The organism is Embleya sp. NPDC001921 (assembly GCF_053594475.1).
Window position 1 is genome coordinate 23,993 of the sequence record NZ_JBSFEO010000019.1, and the last position, 16,101, is coordinate 40,093.

The following is a 16,101-nucleotide window of genomic DNA, read 5'->3' on the forward strand; positions in this document are numbered from 1 at the left end:
GACAACGGGCCGCGTTCGCCCTTCCAGCGTCCCAGTGGCATGAGAAGGAGTCGCCGGATGGTCGCATCGTCTGTGGACGAACTGCGGATTTCTTTGGAAAAGGAGGCTAGTGAACTGGCCGGGCAGCGAGACCGGCTGCGTGAGGAACTGGCGGATGTGGAACGGCAGTTGGCGGCCCGGCTGAGCGCGGTGGAACACCTCGCGCTGATCCGCCCGCTGGTGCCGCTGCCCCGGGCCGAGGCCGAACCCGTCGCACCGGTCGAGGTCGCTCCGGTCGAGGCCGAACCCGTCGCGGAGGCGCCGGTCGAGGTTGCTCCGGTCGAGGAGACCCCGGCCGAGGAGGCTCCCGTCGAGGAGGCTCCGGCGGAGGAAGTCGTCGCGGAGGAGCCGCCGGCTCCCGCTCCGGCCACGCGTCGCAAGCGCAAGACGGTTGCGGCTACGAAGGAAAAGACGCGGATACAGGCCGCATCGGCACGCAAGGCCCCCGCGGCCAAGCCCGCCACCAAGCCCGCCGCCAAGAAGAAGACCACCCGCGCGAAGGCGGCTCCGGCCAAGGCGGTCGAGCCGGTCGCTCCGGTCGAGCCGGTCGCTCCCGAACCGGCGGCGGCTCGCCCGGTCCGCTCCCACCTGCGCGACGAGATCGCCGCGTTGTTGGAAGGCACCGGCGAACCCATGAACGTCCGTCAGCTCACCGAGGCTCTGGGTGAGACCGCCACCAAGAGCCGCATGGAGAGCGTGCGTACGTCCACGGAGGGTCTGGTCAAGGCCGGCCGCGCGATCAAGGCCGGTCGCGGCCTGTTCACCGGCCCCGGGGCCTGAATCACCTCCGGGAACCCCCGGATGCACCGACCACCGCCGGCCCGACACCCGCCCCCTGGGGCGAGGTCGGGCCGGCGGTGTCCGTTGGACCGACACCGGCCCGCTCCGACGCGCCCGAACGCCGCCTCGACGTCGAGTGCGGATCCCAGGGCGTCGCGGGGCCGCCGCAGTCCTCGAAGTCCGGTCACCGGAGCGCGGGTTGCTTCGCCGACCCCGCACGATCGTCCGAACGAGTGAATCCGGTGGGCCATCGGGGGTGGGGCCGTAACTCGCCCCGAACCAACCCATACGTTGCCGGCTGCGGGGAGTAGTCGCCCGGGCCCTCGGGTCCGGACCGAATCGACAGGAGAGCGGCATGACAACGGTTCTCGAATACGAGAGCGAAGCCATCGTCGAGCTGATGGGAGTATCCGACGAACAACTCACCGTGCAGTGGCTCAAGGACGCGCTCCAGCAGGCGATCGTCCTGGAACTCGCCACGCTGCCGCCCTACCTGTCCGGGGTCTGGTCGATCAAGGAGCGCGGTGACGTCTCCCGGGCGATCGACTCGATCGTCTGGGACGAGATGCGCCACTTCGGGCTCGCCTGCAACCTGCTCACCACCATCGGCGGGACACCGATCCTGAGCAATCGGCCCGGTGCGACGGTGGTTCCCAGCTACCCGACCAAGCTGCCCGGCGGCGTGCGCAAGGACCTGGACATCCATCTGGAGGGCCTGAACACCCGATCCGTCGAGCTCTTCTCCGAGATCGAGCGCCCCGAGCAACCACTCGCCGAATTCGCCGACGCCTATCCGTCGATCGGCGCCTTCTACACCCGGATCCTCAAGGCGTTCAAGGCCAACGAGAGCGCGATCCAGGGCACCCGACAGGTGGTGAACCAGGCTCCGGAAGTCTTCAAGATCGAGCAGCTCAGCGACGTCGAGCGGGCCATCGAGATCATCAAGGCCGAGGGCGAGGGCACCGACAAGACACCCGACCAACCACAGGTCGCGGTCTCGTTGGCGCACTACTATGTGTTCCGGGAGATCTTCCGAGGCAGGAAGTTGGTCATGGTCTCGAAGCCGGAGTGGGATTTCCGTGGCGATCCGATCGCGATGCCCGACGCCCATCCCATGGGCCGGGTACCCAAGGGCGGCTGGGCCACGGCGTACCAGGTGGACCCCGAGGCGGCGAAGCTGATCGAGAAGGGCAACATCGAATACAGCTCGATGTTGCGCGCCCTGGAGTCGGCCTGGGCGAAGGGCTCATCGACCGACCTGGCCACCGCCGTCGCCCACATGCGGAAGATGCGCGACCCCGCGGTGGAACTCATGCGGATCCGGCTGCCCGTCCAACACCCCCTGCCCGAACCCACCACCTACGGCCCGGAGTTCCGTTACACGGAGAAGAAGGCCTGACCCCGGGGACCCGACCGGCCGATTCCACCGACCCGGCTCGGCGGCGCCCTTGTCACTCCACGACGGATGCCGCCGACCCGGCGCGGCCCGGCGACCCGGCGACCGACGCCCCCTCGCCCCGCCCCGCCCGCACGGGTCGGGTGTCGCCGCTCGGAAAGTTTGCCTAACGTGATGGAACGTTCACCGCGATGCCTGCCGGCCCGGTGTATGGGCCCCTAGATTGGCCTGGACCACCCCACACGGCATCCGGAGATGAGAGTTCGTGGCCGAGTCCATACTCGACGCAGAATCGGCTTTACCCGAGCGGAAGATCGACACCGAGGTAGCGCACACCGCCCGCGTGTGGAACTACTGGCTGGGCGGCAAGGACAACTACCCCGTGGACCGCGAGACCGGCGATCAGATCGCCGCGATCCACCCCGGAACGCGCGACTACGCCCTCGCCGACCGGCAGTTCCTGGGCCGAGCGATCCGCTATCTGGCCAAGGATCTGGGCATCCGCCAGTTCCTCGACATCGGCACGGGACTGCCGACCGCCGGAAACACCCACGAGATAGCCCAGGCCGTGGCTCCGGAATCGCGGATCGTGTACGTCGACAACGATCCGCTGGTCCTCGTACACGCCCGGGCCCTGCTCACCAGCAGCCCGGAGGGGGCGACCCGCTACATCGACGCCGACCTGCGCGACGTCGACGAGATCCTGGCCCGCGCCGCCAAGACGCTGGACTTCGACCAGCCCATCGCACTCGTCCTGCTCGGCGTGATCATCTTCGTCAACGACGACGACGAGGCGTACGGGACGGTCCGTCGACTGCTGGACGCGCTTCCCTCCGGCAGCCACCTGGCGCTGTCGCATACCGTGACCAGTCCGCCGGCGCCGCCGGACGTGGACGACGCGGTGGCGTTCTGGAACGCGCACGGCACGCCCAGACTCAAACAGCGCTCACCCGAGGACATCGAACGCTTCTTCGACGGCCTGGAGTTGCTGGAACCCGGCGTCGTCTCCTGCTCCCGATGGCGGCCCGAGGCGGGCGACAAGACCCCGGACGTGGCCATGTACGGCGCGGTGGGACGCAAGCCGTAGTCGCCGCGAGCACACCGGCCACGTGCCGGCGACACCTGCCGGACCGTCGAGGAGGGTATCGATCGGTCCGGCCGGGCGGCCCCTCGGACCCGTTCGTATCGAAGGGGCCGCCGGTACAACGATGTCGAGCGCTGTCGCCGGAGGACGAGGCGCGCCGACGCGCGTCAGCCCTGGTGGCCGCCGTCGTGGTGCTGCGGGGCCTGGTGCTGGGAGTGCCCGCCCTCGTGCCCGCCCTTGTCGTGGTCGCCGTCGATGTTCGCGCAGATGTTGCCGACCGTCGGGTTGAAGAAGCCGAGCAGGTTGAGGCTGTTGCCGCAGACGTTGATCGGCACGTGGACCGGGATCTGGACGTTGTTGCCGGACAGTACGCCCGGCGAGCCGACGGCCGCACCCTTGGCCTCGGAGCCGGCGCTGGCGACGCCCGCACCCGACATGACGAGCGCGGTGATGCCGACGGCCACGGCCGCGGTCTTCTTGAACGTGTTCATGAGATCTCCGTTTCGGATGGCGCCGCGGGTGGCGCGACGTCCGGTGCAACGACCCGAATCGCGGCCGGCAACTGCTGATTCGCGGGTTTCACCCGGGTGGCGGCACCCGCCCGGACGCACCGGGCGCCGAGTCCGAGCGGCGTGTTCGGCGCGCCCGGCGCGGGGTACTCACCGCCGGACCACGCCGGTCCGCCGGCGGGCGATGCCTCATCGCGAGCCGACTCCAGGAAGCAGGGCCGCATCGTGCCTGTCCCCTCCCACCCGACCCGCCGGGCCCTGCTGTTCGGCGCGGTGGGCAGCGTCGCCCTGCTCGGCGCCGGCGCCCGGGCGCCGCTGCGCACCGGCGCCGCGCCACGGTCCGCGTTCCCCGCCGCCGACACCGCCGTGCCGCTCGACGCGGCGCCGGTCACCGTCGACCTGGGCTCGCGTACCGTGCGCACGTGGGCGTACGGCGACCGGGCGCCCGGCCCACAGATCCGGGTCACCGCGGGCGGCACGGTCTCCGCGCGGTTGCGCAACGGACTGCCGCAGGAGACCACGGTGCACTGGCACGGCGTGCGGATCGATCCAACGATGGACGGCGCCCCCGGACTCAGCCAGGTCCCGGTCGCGTCCGGCGACACCTTCGACTACCGCTTCACCGCGCCCGATCCGGGCACGTTCTTCTACCACTCGCACGTGGGCACCCAGCTCGACCGCGGGATGTACGGGGTGCTCGTGGTCGAGGACCCGGCCGAACCGCTCGGCTACGACGCGGAGTGGGCCGTGGTCCTCGACGACTGGCTCGACGGCACCGGCACCGATCCGGACACCGAACTGGGCACGATCCGGGACACGCCCCGGCCGGCACGCAACCTGCGCAGCACGCTGCTGGGCGGGACGGCCGGTCACATCGACTACCCGCACTACCTGATCAACGGCCGCACACCGCAGGCCCCCGACGTATTCACCGACAGCCCCGGTCGACGGATCAGGCTGCGGTTGGTCAACGCCGGGGCGGACACCGCGTTCCGGGTCGCGTTGGGCGGTCACCGACTGACCGTCACGCACACCGACGGGTTCCCGGTGCTGCCGGTCACCGTGGACACGCTGCTGATCGGGATGGGCGAGCGCTACGACGTGCTGGTCACCCTGGCCGACGGGGTGTTCCCGCTGGTGGCCGCGGCCGAGGGCAAGGACGCCCGGGCGTTCGCCGTGCTGCGCACCTCGGCCGGCGACGCCCCCGATCCCTCGGTCGCGGTACCCGAATTGGATCGCCGCCTGCTCACCCTCGCCGACCTGGTCGCCGACCCGTCGGTGGACCAGGGCGACGCGCCCGCCCGCGCGGTGGATCTGCTGCTGGGCCGCGGGGCGAACGGAACGGGTTGGACGCTCGGTACGACCGCGGCGCCGGAGATGACGCCGCTGCGGGTGCCGGTCGCCGTCGGCGAGCGGATCCGACTGTCCTTCATCAACGCCACCCGCATGTGGCATCCGGTCCACCTGCACGGGCACACCTTCCAGGTGCGCGGCGACGAGGGCCGGGGCCCGCGCAAGGACACCGTGATCGTGCGTCCGAGGGAGCGGGTGACGGTGGACGTGCTCGCCCGGAACCCGGGCGAGTGGATGCTGCACTGCCACAACCTGTACCACAGCGAGTTGGGCATGATGGCGATCCTGGGCTACGGCGACACCCCGCCCGCCGCTCCCGACCCGTCCATGGGGGGCATGTCGGGGATGCGGTGACTCCGACCGCCCCAAGTCCCCCGCCGGTACCGGGAGTCCGAACGGACGAAACCCGGCGTCGGCACCGAGTCCGGTGCCGGCGCCGGGTATCGCGTCCGGTCAGCAGTGCCCTTCCGGCTCCGAGCGGCCACACACGTTCGCGGTGAACGTGTTGACCGCCTTGCCGTCCCGGTTCGCCAGGTCGGCCGGTTCGTTGCGCAACGCCTCGTTGTCCTGGATCACGTTGTTCGTGGTCGCGTCGCCGGAGAAGCTGGGCACCATCACGATGCCCCCGGACATCGGCGACTCGCCCCGGTTGTCCCGGACTTGATTGTCCGTCACCCGCGTCTCCTGGGCACCGGTGAGCACGATGCCCGAGCCCTGGATGTGCGCGATCCTGGAATTCCCCTCGCAGTACTTGTTGTTCTCGTCGATCCGATTGCGCCGGATCGCCAGCGACCCGGCCACCGGCTGCGTCTCGTCGCCGACCACGAACACCCCGGCGCAATTGCCGGTCAGCTCGTTGTACTCGACCGCCAACTCGCGCCCGCGCCGGATCAGCACGCCGAGCCGGTTGCCCGACGCGTGGTTGCGGGCGATGATCGCGCCCAAGGCGTCGGCGGTGTCGGCCAGGAACAGCCCCGCCTGGACGTTGTCGTTCGTGGTGTTGTCGGTGAACGCGGCGCGGGTGGAGTTCTCCTGGCCGATCCCGTGCTCGCCGTTGTCGTGCGCGAACACCCGGCGTACCCGCATGCCTTCGGTGGCGTTGCCCATCACCCCGGTCTTGCCGAAGCCGGTGACCGCCAGCGACTGGATCCGCACGTCGGACACCGGGTCCTCCGCCGTGCCGAACACACAGATGCCGTGTCCGGCCGCCGCGCACGCGTTCGCCGCCGACTCGCCGGGCGTGATCACCGTACGCTCGCCCGCGCCGCGGATCGTCAGGCCGTCCGTGCCGATCAGCACGCTGCCCGGGTAGGTGCCGGCCGACACCTCGATGGTGTCCCCCGGCGCGGCCGCGTCCACCGCCGCCTGGATCGATTCGCCGGGATGGACCACGTGCCGGGTGTCCGCGTGCGCTACCGGTGCCAGGACCGAGCCCAGCACGGCCAGGGCGGTGACGCCGGCGAGGGGAAGCAACCGTTGTACGAGCATGAGCGCGATCTGCCTTCGTGGGAGAGGGATGGGAACGGTTCAGGAAACGGGTACGGGCGGCCGAGCCGGGGTGGTCTCGGCGACGTCGGAGGTCATCGTTTCGACGAGCCCCGTGGTGTGCTCGCCGGCGCGGAACACGGGGTGGGCGAGCAGCCGGCGCAGGAAGCCCAGGGTGGTGTGCACGCCGCCGCCGGCCACTCGGAACTCGCTCAACGCCCGCTCGGCGCGCGCGATGGCCCGGTCCCGGTCCGGCGCCCAGACGATCGCCTTGGCGAGCAGCGAGTCGTAGTCGGGCCCCACCGTCCAGCCCGGGTACGCGTGCGTGTCGATCCGCACGCACGGCCCGCCGGGCGGCACGAACTCGGTGAGCCGACCGGGGGTCGGCGCGAACCCGCGGGTGGGGTCCTCGGCGTTGATCCGGCACTCGATCGCCACCCCGCGCGGCACCACGTCCTCCTGACCGAACGTCAGGGGCGCGCCGGCGGCGATGGTGAGTTGTTCGCGCACGATGTCGACGCCGGTGACCATCTCGGTCACCGGATGCTCCACTTGGATCCGGCAGTTGATCTCCAGTAGGTGGAAATGGTGCGCGGGGGTGACCACGAACTCGAAGGTCCCGGCGCCGACATAGCCGACGGCGGACGCGCCGCGCAGCGCCGCCGCACACATCGCGTCGCGCACCTCGGCCGGCAGGTGCGGAGCCGGGGACTCCTCGACCAGCTTCTGGTGCCGTCGCTGCACCGAGCAGTCGCGTTCGCCCAGGTGCACCGCGCCGCCGTGCCGGTCGCACAACACCTGGACCTCGACGTGTCGGGCGTCGTCGATGTACCGCTCCAGGTAGAGCCGTTCGTCACCGAAGACGGCCCGCGCGTGGGCGCGGGTGTCCTGGTACGCCCAGGCCAGTTCGTCCGGGTCGCGCACCACGCTCATGCCGCGACCGCCGCCGCCCGCGACCGCCTTGAGGATCACCGGGTAGCCGACCCGGGCGGCGATCTCGGACGCCTCGGCCGGCGACGTCAACGCGCCGTCGCTGCCCGGCAGAACCGGCAGTCCGGCCGCGGCCATCACCGCGCGTGCCTCGCTCTTGTCGCCCAGGCGCTGCATGACGTGCGGCGGCGGCCCGATGAAGGTGATCCCGTGCGCCTCGCAGATCTCGGCGAAGTCGGGGTCCTCGGACAGGAATCCGTACCCGGGGTGGATCGCCTCCGCGCCGGTGCGTCGGGCCGCCTCGATGATCGCCGGCATGTTGAGGTAGCTGGATCGGGCGGGTGGCGGGCCGATGTGCACGGCCTCGTCGGCGAAGCGCACGACGGCGGAGTCGCGGTCGGCGGTCGAGTACACGGCCACGGTGCGAATGCCGAGTTCGCGGCAGGTGCGGGCCACCCGCAGGGCGATTTCCCCCCGGTTGGCGATGAGCACGGTCGAGAACACGTGGACCACCTCGGTCGATGTCGGCGCTGGGTGTTCGGACCGCGACGGCCCGGACTGGGACTCGCGTCAAGGGGTGTGGTCGAAACCGCCGGCGTGACCGGCGCTCCCGTCCGGGCCCACCGCGCGCGGTTCGATCGCGATCAGCGGTTGCTGGTACTCCACCGGGTGCGCGTCCGGCACCATCACCTCCACCACCTGCCCGGACACGTCGGCGGTGATGGTGTTCATCATCTTCATGATCTCCAGGATGCCCACCGTCTGACCGGGCCGGACGGTGTCGCCGACGCTGACGAAGGGCTTCGCACCCACCTCGGGGGCGTGGTAGAACGTGCCGACCATCGGCGCGCAGACGAACCGCCGTCCGCCGTCCGGCTCGACCCGCTCCCCGACGGGCGCGGCGGCGACGGGGCCACCGGACGCCGCGGGCGCCGCGGCGCCCGTCGCGGCGGGTTCGGGCCACTCGATCTCGAGGGTGGTGTCGCCGCAGCGCAACCGGATCAAGCGCGGCGGCACCGAACCGGTGCGCGCCTGCCGCGGCTCGTCGCCGGAGACCGGCGGGGGCGACTGCGGGTGCGGCTGTGCGGGGTTCAGCGGCTTGACCCACCGTTCGTCCGCGTAGCCGGCGTGGTTGTTGAGGTGGTCGCCGGCGTGCGCGTCGCGCGCTTCGGGGGATCCGTGGGGTGGGGTCATGACGCACTTCCTTCGGCACGGGCATCCGGCGTGACGCCGAAGCTCCGGAATCGCTCGCCGCGTTCGCGCAGGAGCCGGGTCTTGTCCAGCGCGAGCAGTTCCTCGACGACGGGGATCAGCGCCGCGCGCAGCAGCGCGGCGGCCCGGCCCGGGTCGGTGTGCGCGCCACCGGCGGGTTCGGGCACGATCCGGTCGACCACCCCCAGGCGCAGCAGTTCGCGGGGCCGCATGCGCAGTGCGGCCGCCGCGGCGGGTGCGGCCGAGGGGTCCTTCCACAGGATGGCCGCGCAGCCCTCCGGGCTGATCACCGAGTAGACGCCGTGCTCGCCGATCAGCACCCGATCGGCGACGGCCAGGGCGAGCGCGCCGCCGCTGCCGCCCTCGCCGGTGATCACGGTGACGATCGGGGTGGGCAGCCGGGCCATCAGGCGCAGGTTCTCCGCGATGGCGACCGCCTGTCCGTCCCGTTCGGCGTCCGGCCCGGGGTTGGCCCCGGGCGTGTCCACCAGCGTGATCACCGGCAGGCCCAGCTTGGCGGCGAGTCGCATCAGCCGGGCGGCCTTGCGAAAGCCCGCCGGGGTGGCCATGCCGAACTTGCGGTGTTGGCGTTCGGCGAGGTTGTCGCCACCCTTTTGGTGTCCGATCAGCATCACCGCCAGACCGTCGAGCCGGCCGATGCCGCCGACCACGGCGGGGCAGTCGGCGCCGATCCGGTCGCCGTGCAACTCGTTGAAGTCGTCCAGGAGTCGGCTCGCGTAGTCGAGCGTGGTCGGCCGGGCCGGGTGCCGGGCCAGCCGGACGGCGTCCCACGGGTCCCCCTCGTCCGGCGCGTGCGCCGAGGGCACGGGCGGGGCGGGTGGCTCGTCGGGCACGTCGTCGGGTCGCTCCCCGCGGGGCTCGTCCAGGGCGAGGAACTGCCGGATGGTCGCGCGCAGCGCCGGTCGGGGCACGATCACGTCGACCATGCCGTGCTCCAGCAGGAACTCGGCGGTCTGGAAGCCGGTGGGCAGCCGTTCGCCGATGGTGTGTTCGATCACCCGGGGGCCGGCGAAGCCGAGCCGGGCACCCGGTTCGATCAGGATGACGTCGGCGAGCGTGGCGAAGGACGCGGCCACCCCGCCGTAGGTGGGGTCGGTGATCAGCGACAACACCAGGACGCCGGCCTCGTGCAGTTCGGCCAGGGCGTACGCGGTCTTGGCCATCTGCATCAGCGAGAGCACACCCTCCTGCATGCGGGCGCCGCCGGAGGCGGTGACCAGCAACAGGGGGGTGCGGGTGCGCAGGCTCTCGTCGGCGGCCTCGGTGACCAGCGCGCCCACGGCGCAGCCCAGACTGCCGCCCATGAAGCGGAAGTCCATCGCCGCCACCACGACCGGTCGGCCGTGGACGGTGCCGCGCGCGCACAGCACCGCCTCGTCCATCCCGGTCTCGGCGCGGGCCTCGGCCAGTCGTTCCGGGTAGGGGCGCGAGTCCACGAAGCCCAGCGGGTCGTGCGGGGTGGGACCGGCCGTCAGCGGCGTCTCGGAGCCGGGGTCGAGGAGTTGGTCCAGGCGTTGACGCGCCGTCAGCCGGGCGTGGTCACCGCAGTCGGGGCACACCCGCAGGTCCCGGGTGAAGCGTTTGCCGTAAACGAGTTCGGCGCAGCGCCCGCACTTGACCCAGTCGGGTCGGGTGCGGACGGTGGGCCCGAGGTCGGTCTCGATCATGGGGGCAGGTCCTTGGACGGAGGGGCCTTGGACGAAGGGGCCTTCGACTGCGGGGCCGTGCGGCGAAGAGCCCTGGACGCAAGGGCCGCGGAGCGACCGGTCCCGGGAACGCGGGCTCCGGGGAGGGGAGTTCGTACGCGGGTCCCGGATCGCGGCCGCTACCCGGTCGTGCCGCGCTCCCAGCGGTAGAACTCGCGGGCCATCGCGTCCTGCGGCGACCGCCAGGTCTGCGGGTCGTACGCGTTCACGTGCATGGCCAGTCGTTCGCTGATGTCGCGGAACTGCGGGTGTCCGGTGACCTTGGCGACGGCGGGCCCGGGCGGTCGGTCGGCCTCGATCAGATGCAGGTACAGGTCGCCGAATTGGAACAGGCTGCGGCCGGTGACGCCCACGAGGTGCGGGAGTTCGCCGGTGTCGGAGTCGGCGAAGATGTCCGCGATCCGGGTTGCCGAGTCGGGCTTCATCCGGGCCACGATCAGGGTGCGGTGCATGCGTTCGGGTCCTTCCCGGTGAGTGGGTGGGATGGTCGGCGGGGTCGCGGGACGCGCGGCCCCGCCGACGGGGCGCGTCGTCGGCGGCCGGGCCGTCGACGACGCGCCGGTCACCAGGTGCGCGCGGCGGCGGGCTCGCCGCCCATCTCCCGGGCGCGCTGCTGGATCTTGTCCCGGATCAGTTCCAGTTGCACACGCGAGTTGCGGTTGATGTTGTCCGTCATCCACGCGTCGTCGACCGGGGCGGTCTCCTTCATCGCGAAGTCCTGCACCCAGCGCATCCGCACGCCGTCGGGGACCTCGTGGTACTCCCAGCGGATGTGCATGTGCGCGAACGGCCCCGTCTCCACCCGGCGGGCCCACACCGTGCGGGTCTCGCGGTCGGCCTCGCGCTCGGACACCCAGCTCCACACCTTGCCGTCCCGGTCCGGGTGCATGGTGAGGCGGAAGGTGACCTTGGCGTCCTCGCGGGAGAGGATCTCCACCGACGCGTACTCGCTGAACAGGTCCGTCCAGTGCTCCACGTCGTTGGTCATGTCCCAGATCAGGTCGATCGGGGCCGCGATGACGATGTCGTTGTCGGTATGGCCGGCCATGTCACACTCCAGAGGTCAGTTGGGAGTTGGTGATTTCCAGGAACTCGCGCGGGGTCTTGCACTGGTCCGCGTCCGCGCCCAGCGGGAACTTGTAGCGCCGCTCCACTTCGGAGACGATCCCGAGCAGGCCCAGCGAGTCGAGGCCGAACTCCTCGAACGTCGCGTCCGGGCGACTCATGTGGTCGGGATCGGCGGTGACGCCGGCGCAGGACTTCATCAGCGCGGCGAGTTCCTCGTAGGTGAAGGGTCCGTTCATCGCAGACTTCCTTTCGAGTGGACGGCTACGGGGTCGGGAAGGGCGTCCCGGGCCGGCCGTCGCCGCGGCGAAGCACCAGGGCCGCGTTGTGGCCCATCAGGCCGCGGCTGAGCACCAGGGCGGTGCGCAGTTCGGCGGTTCGGGCCCGACCGGTGACCAGGTCGACGTCGTGGCAGACGTCGAAGACGCCCGGGGTGGGCGGCAGTACGCCGTGTTCCATTGCCAGGATCGCGGCGGCGCAGTCCAGCACGGGCGCGCCGCAGTAGGCGCGTCCGATGCCGGCCTTGGGCGCGGTGACCGGCACCCGGGCCGCGTGCGCGCCCAACGCGTCGGACAGGGCCAGTACTTCGGCGTGGTCGGCCTCGCGCACACCGAGCGCGTCGGCGAAGACCACGTCGATGTCCTGCGGGGCGCACTCGGCCTCGGCCAGCGCGTCCCGGATCGCCCGGGCGAGTCCGTACCGGGAGGGCCCCCAGCCCGAGGTGCCGGTGAACGTGGCGCCGTGCCCGGCCACTTCCGCGTGCACGCGGGCACCGCGCCGGTAGGCCGCCTCCGCCTCCTCGACGACGAACATCGCGCCGCCCTCCGCGGGCGCGAATCCGCACGCGGCCGAGGTGAACGGGAGGTAGGCCTGCGCGGGTTCGCGGGCCAGGCTGAGCGCGTCGTAGCCGAGCTGGCACACCATGGAGTACGGCGCGAGCGGGGCCTCCGCCGCGCCGACCACGACCGCGTCGGTGCCGCGCCGGATGGTGCGGGTCGCGTGCGCGATCGCGTCCAGGCCGCCGGCCTCGTCGTTGGCCAGCACCGCGCACGGCCCCTTGAAGCCGCCGCGGATGGAGACCTGGCCGGTGGTGGCGGCGTAGAACCAGGCGATGGACTGGTAGGGCCCGACGAAGCCGGGACCCTGGCCCCACAGGTTCTGCAGTTCGCGCTGGCCGAACTCGCCGCCGCCGGAGCAGCTCGCGGTGGTCACCCCGACGCCGAACGTCGGCATCGGGCCCAGCGCGGCGTCGGCGAGCGCCTGGTCCGCGGCGACCATCGCGAAGTGCGTGAAGCGGTCGGTCTGGACCAGGAAGCGCTCCTCGACCACGGTGGCCGGGTCGAAGTCGCGCACCTCGCCGGCGACGGCCAACGGCAGTTCGCCGCATCCCTCGCGGCTGATCCGGTCCAGGACGCTGCGGCCCTCCCGGGTGGCCTTCCAGAACACGTCGACGCCGACGCCGTTGGGCGCGACGACGCCGACACCGGTCACCACGGTGCGTCTGGGTACTGAGGTGTTCACCGGGGTCTCCTTTCCCGGCGATCCAGCACCACGGCGGACTGGAAGCCGCCGAACCCGCTGCCGACCGACAGCACCGTCTGCAGTGCCATCGGCCGGGCCGTCCCCGGCACGTAGTCGAGGTCGCACTCCGGGTCCGGGGTCTGGTAGTTCGCCGTGGGCGGCACCGCCTTGTGCTCCATCGCCAGGGCACACGCGGCCAGTTCGATCGCGCCGATCGCGCCGAGCGAGTGGCCCACCATGGACTTGATCGAACTCATCGGGGTCTTGTACGCGTGCTCGCCCAGGGACCGCTTGACCGCCGCCGTCTCGTGGCGGTCGTTCTGCTTGGTGCCCGAGCCGTGCGCGTTGACGTAGTCGATCGCGGTGGGGTCGACCTCCGCATCGGCCAGCGCGCGGTCGATCGCCTCGGACATCTCCAGGCCCTCGCGGGTCAGCCCGGTCATGTGGTGCGCGTTGCCCCGGGTGGCGAAGCCGCCGACCTCGCAGTAGACACGGGCGCCACGCCGCCGGGCGTGTTCGAGTTCCTCCAGGACGAGCACGGCGGCGCCCTCGCCCAGGACGAAGCCGTCCCGGTCCGCGTCGAACGGCCGGGAGGCGTGCGCCGGGTCGTCGTTGCGGGTCGAGGTCGCCTTGATCGCGTCGAAGCAGGCGACCGTGATCGGCGAGATCGGCGAATCGGAGGCACCGGCCAGGTACACATCGGCCCGGCCCTCCTCGATCGCGTGTGCGGCGTAGCCGATCGCGTCCAGCCCCGAGGTGCATCCGGTGGACACCGTCTGCACCGGGCCCCGGGCGCCGAACTCCTCGGCCACCTCGGAGGCCAGGGTGCTCGGCGAGAACGCCCGGTGCAGGAACGGGTTGGCCCGCTTCGGCTCCACCGCCCAGTTCCGACCCGAGTCGCTGACCGCGACGTAGTCGTGTTCGAGCCGGGTGGTGCCACCCACCGCGGTGCCCAGCGAGACGCCGAACCGCCAGGGGTCCTCGCCGTCCCGGTCCAGGCCGCAGTCCGTGACCGCCTCCGCCGCCGCCGCGAGCGCGAACTGCACGTAGCGGTCCGCGCGTTGCGCCCGATCCCGGTTGACGCCGCGGGCGATCGGGTCGAAGTCGCATTCGGCGGCGATCCGGGAGCGGAACCCGGTGGGGTCGAAGAAGGTGATCCCCCGGGTCGCCGTACGGCCGGCCATCAGCAGATCCCAGAACGCGGTGACACCCACGCCGCCGGGCGCCACGACGCCGACGCCGGTGACCGCCACCCGGCGCCTCAAGAGTCGGCGCCCACGGTCTCGGCGGGCTCGATCCCCTCCGTGTCGACGTGCCCCAGTTCCGGTCGGGGCGCCAACGGGGCGAGTTGGAAGACCATCCGCGCCTGGACCCGGCCGACGTTGCGGAACCGGTGCCGCATGTTCTTGGGCACCATCAGGCCCTGGTCGGGGCGGAGTTCATAGGTGATGCCGTCCAGGTCGACCTCCAGCGCGCCGGTGACGACGTGGATGAACTCCTCGGAGTACGGGTGGTAGTGCTCGGTGATCATGTCGCCGGGCTCGATGATGGCCAGGCCCATGAAGCCGCTGGTGCACCCCACGGTCGCCGGGCCGAGGGTGACCCGGAGGTCACCGCCCCGGCGCCGGTTGGGCTCGACCTCGTCGACGTTGACGATGCGTACGGTCTGCGTGGTCATGTGTGCCACCTCCAAGTGGCGGGCGGCGCCCGAAGGCGCCGCCCGGGGGGTCATGCGTCGCGGTCGGCGCGACGGTCGGTGACGAGGGTCGTCTCGGCCGAGGCGAGCAGGTTCCGCAGGCCCTTGTCGGTGTCCAGCGCGCCGTCCCCACCGAGGTCGAGCAGCCGGCTCAGCCGGGCCGCGGACTCCTCGCGGTCGATGCCCAGCACCGTCGCCGGATCGTGCGAGTCGCCGCGCAGATCGAGCACGCGCACCAGGGTGTCTCCACGCAGGAAGACCGAGCTGCTCGCGATCGGCCCAGAACCGGACGCGATCACCTGTTCGTCGTGCCGCTGGAGCACGGTGGCGGCGGATTCGCCGCAGCCGTGCCGCACCGGGTACAACAGCGCACGACGGGTGGTCCGCGCCTTCGCCGACTTGCCGGAGGCGGGTGCGGTCAGGTGGTATGCCTCGGCCAGCGAGGAGCGCATGAAGAACGCCCGGGCGGCCTCGGAGTCGTTCAGGTCGCGGGCCTCCTCCAGGTGCGGGTTCAGCGCCTCCTCGGCGGCCCGCACCTGCGGCTGCTCGGCCACGTGCCGCAGCGCGGCCCGCAGGTCGCCCTCGACCTCGATCGCGCGCACCACCCGGTTCCCGAGCATGAACACCGACGTGCGGCGCAGCGACGTGGTGGCGTTCACCCGGGCCGCGGGCGACTTGTAGCCGGCGAGGATCTTCGCCACCGCCGCCTCGCTGCCGGGCTTGACGGTGAAGGTGAGCGCGCAGCGGACCACACCGGGCACCGCCGGAGCCGCCGCGCGGGCCTTGTCGGTCGCGCCCGCCTTGGCCTTGGCGCTCCCCGCCTTGACCTTGTCGGTCGCGCCCGCCTTCGCCTTGGCGCCGGAACCCGCCTTCGCCTTCGCGCCCCGGGCGCCCTTGGTGATCACCGAGCCGGCCTGGTCCGCGCGCAGGTCGGTCTCGCGGGCCACCGCGAACCGCAGCGAACGGGTGCCGCGTACGCAGCCGTGCAGCGGCTGCACCATCATCTGGTGCTCGGGGCTGTCCACCCAGGCCAGGTATTCGGAACTGCCCTCCCACTCGCTGGTGATCAGCCACTGGGTCGGGTCCTCGATCGACTGGCAGAGCTGGTCGCGCAAGTGGCCCGGTACGGCGGCCACCTGGTGCCGGATGCGCTCGTAGGCTTCCAGGAAGCGCTGCTCCGAGCCTTCGTGCAGCTCCAGCATGAGCAACACCCGGAGCTTGGAGGACGTGTCGACGGTGGGATTCGCCGCGGAGTGGACGAGGGTGTCCATGTCATTCCTTTGGTCTTGGGATTCGGCCTGCGT

Annotated in this window: 16 protein-coding genes; 4 read left to right on the forward strand and 12 right to left on the reverse strand. The window is 71.7% G+C overall.

What is annotated here, in order from left to right; all coding sequences use genetic code 11:
* The first annotated feature begins 57 nt into the window (after positions 1 to 57).
* From ACWCPW_RS22520 to ACWCPW_RS22530, 3 genes are all read left to right on the forward strand, one after another.
* Positions 58 to 819, forward strand: coding sequence for a hypothetical protein (locus tag ACWCPW_RS22520; protein WP_449763387.1), 762 nt, complete (start codon positions 58 to 60; stop codon positions 817 to 819).
* 355 nt (positions 820 to 1,174) lie between these two features.
* Positions 1,175 to 2,218, forward strand: coding sequence for a ferritin-like domain-containing protein (locus tag ACWCPW_RS22525; RefSeq protein WP_449763388.1), 1,044 nt, complete (start codon positions 1,175 to 1,177; stop codon positions 2,216 to 2,218).
* Positions 2,219 to 2,480: 262 nt separating this feature from the next.
* On the forward strand, positions 2,481 to 3,302 hold the full coding sequence (locus tag ACWCPW_RS22530) for an SAM-dependent methyltransferase (RefSeq protein WP_449763389.1): 822 nt from the start codon (positions 2,481 to 2,483) through the stop codon (positions 3,300 to 3,302).
* Between the two features lie 164 nt (positions 3,303 to 3,466).
* Here ACWCPW_RS22530 and ACWCPW_RS22535 read toward each other — a convergent pair whose 3' ends face one another.
* Positions 3,467 to 3,790 carry a chaplin gene (locus ACWCPW_RS22535; protein WP_449763390.1) on the reverse strand — a complete coding sequence of 108 codons (324 nt, stop codon included), beginning with the start codon at positions 3,788 to 3,790 and terminating at the stop codon, positions 3,467 to 3,469.
* A 243-nt stretch (positions 3,791 to 4,033) separates the two neighbouring features.
* Between ACWCPW_RS22535 and ACWCPW_RS22540 the strand changes: the two genes are divergently transcribed.
* Positions 4,034 to 5,515: a multicopper oxidase family protein gene (locus tag ACWCPW_RS22540; protein WP_449763391.1), complete on the forward strand. Its 1,482-nt coding sequence runs from the start codon at positions 4,034 to 4,036 to the stop codon at positions 5,513 to 5,515.
* 99 nt (positions 5,516 to 5,614) lie between these two features.
* Here ACWCPW_RS22540 and ACWCPW_RS22545 read toward each other — a convergent pair whose 3' ends face one another.
* From ACWCPW_RS22545 to ACWCPW_RS22595, 11 genes are all read right to left on the reverse strand, one after another.
* On the reverse strand, positions 5,615 to 6,649 hold the full coding sequence (locus tag ACWCPW_RS22545) for a right-handed parallel beta-helix repeat-containing protein (RefSeq protein WP_449763392.1): 1,035 nt from the start codon (positions 6,647 to 6,649) through the stop codon (positions 5,615 to 5,617).
* A 39-nt stretch (positions 6,650 to 6,688) separates the two neighbouring features.
* Positions 6,689 to 8,080: an acetyl-CoA carboxylase biotin carboxylase subunit gene (locus tag ACWCPW_RS22550; RefSeq protein WP_449763393.1), complete on the reverse strand. Its 1,392-nt coding sequence runs from the start codon at positions 8,078 to 8,080 to the stop codon at positions 6,689 to 6,691.
* A gap of 66 nt (positions 8,081 to 8,146) precedes the next feature.
* Entirely contained in the window at positions 8,147 to 8,770 is a 624-nt protein-coding gene (locus tag ACWCPW_RS22555) for an acetyl-CoA carboxylase biotin carboxyl carrier protein (RefSeq protein WP_449763394.1), read from the reverse strand.
* Positions 8,767 to 10,476 carry an acetyl-CoA carboxylase, carboxyltransferase subunit beta gene (gene accD, locus ACWCPW_RS22560; protein WP_449763395.1) on the reverse strand — a complete coding sequence of 570 codons (1,710 nt, stop codon included), beginning with the start codon at positions 10,474 to 10,476 and terminating at the stop codon, positions 8,767 to 8,769. The genes ACWCPW_RS22555 and accD overlap by 4 nt, the downstream gene beginning before the upstream one ends.
* A gap of 158 nt (positions 10,477 to 10,634) precedes the next feature.
* Positions 10,635 to 10,967, reverse strand: a complete 333-nt coding sequence (locus tag ACWCPW_RS22565) for a TcmI family type II polyketide cyclase (RefSeq protein WP_449763396.1) — start codon at positions 10,965 to 10,967, stop codon at positions 10,635 to 10,637.
* 110 nt (positions 10,968 to 11,077) lie between these two features.
* Positions 11,078 to 11,563, reverse strand: coding sequence for an SRPBCC family protein (locus tag ACWCPW_RS22570; protein WP_449763397.1), 486 nt, complete (start codon positions 11,561 to 11,563; stop codon positions 11,078 to 11,080).
* A 1-nt stretch (position 11,564) separates the two neighbouring features.
* Complete coding sequence (locus ACWCPW_RS22575) at positions 11,565 to 11,819, reverse strand: acyl carrier protein (protein ID WP_449763398.1); 255 nt, start codon at positions 11,817 to 11,819, stop codon at positions 11,565 to 11,567.
* A gap of 25 nt (positions 11,820 to 11,844) precedes the next feature.
* On the reverse strand, positions 11,845 to 13,101 hold the full coding sequence (locus ACWCPW_RS22580; protein WP_449763399.1) for a beta-ketoacyl synthase N-terminal-like domain-containing protein: 1,257 nt from the start codon (positions 13,099 to 13,101) through the stop codon (positions 11,845 to 11,847).
* The gene (locus ACWCPW_RS22585; RefSeq protein WP_449763400.1) at positions 13,098 to 14,366 is read right to left on the reverse strand and encodes a beta-ketoacyl-[acyl-carrier-protein] synthase family protein; all 1,269 of its coding nucleotides are present in this window, start codon (positions 14,364 to 14,366) and stop codon (positions 13,098 to 13,100) included. The genes ACWCPW_RS22580 and ACWCPW_RS22585 overlap by 4 nt, the downstream gene beginning before the upstream one ends.
* Entirely contained in the window at positions 14,363 to 14,779 is a 417-nt protein-coding gene (locus tag ACWCPW_RS22590) for a cupin domain-containing protein (protein WP_449763401.1), read from the reverse strand. Before ACWCPW_RS22590 ends, ACWCPW_RS22585 begins: the two co-directional genes overlap by 4 nt.
* 50 nt (positions 14,780 to 14,829) lie before the next feature.
* Positions 14,830 to 16,068, reverse strand: a complete 1,239-nt coding sequence (locus ACWCPW_RS22595) for a SchA/CurD-like domain-containing protein (RefSeq protein ID WP_449763402.1) — start codon at positions 16,066 to 16,068, stop codon at positions 14,830 to 14,832.
* Between the last annotated feature and the right edge of the window lie 33 nt (positions 16,069 to 16,101).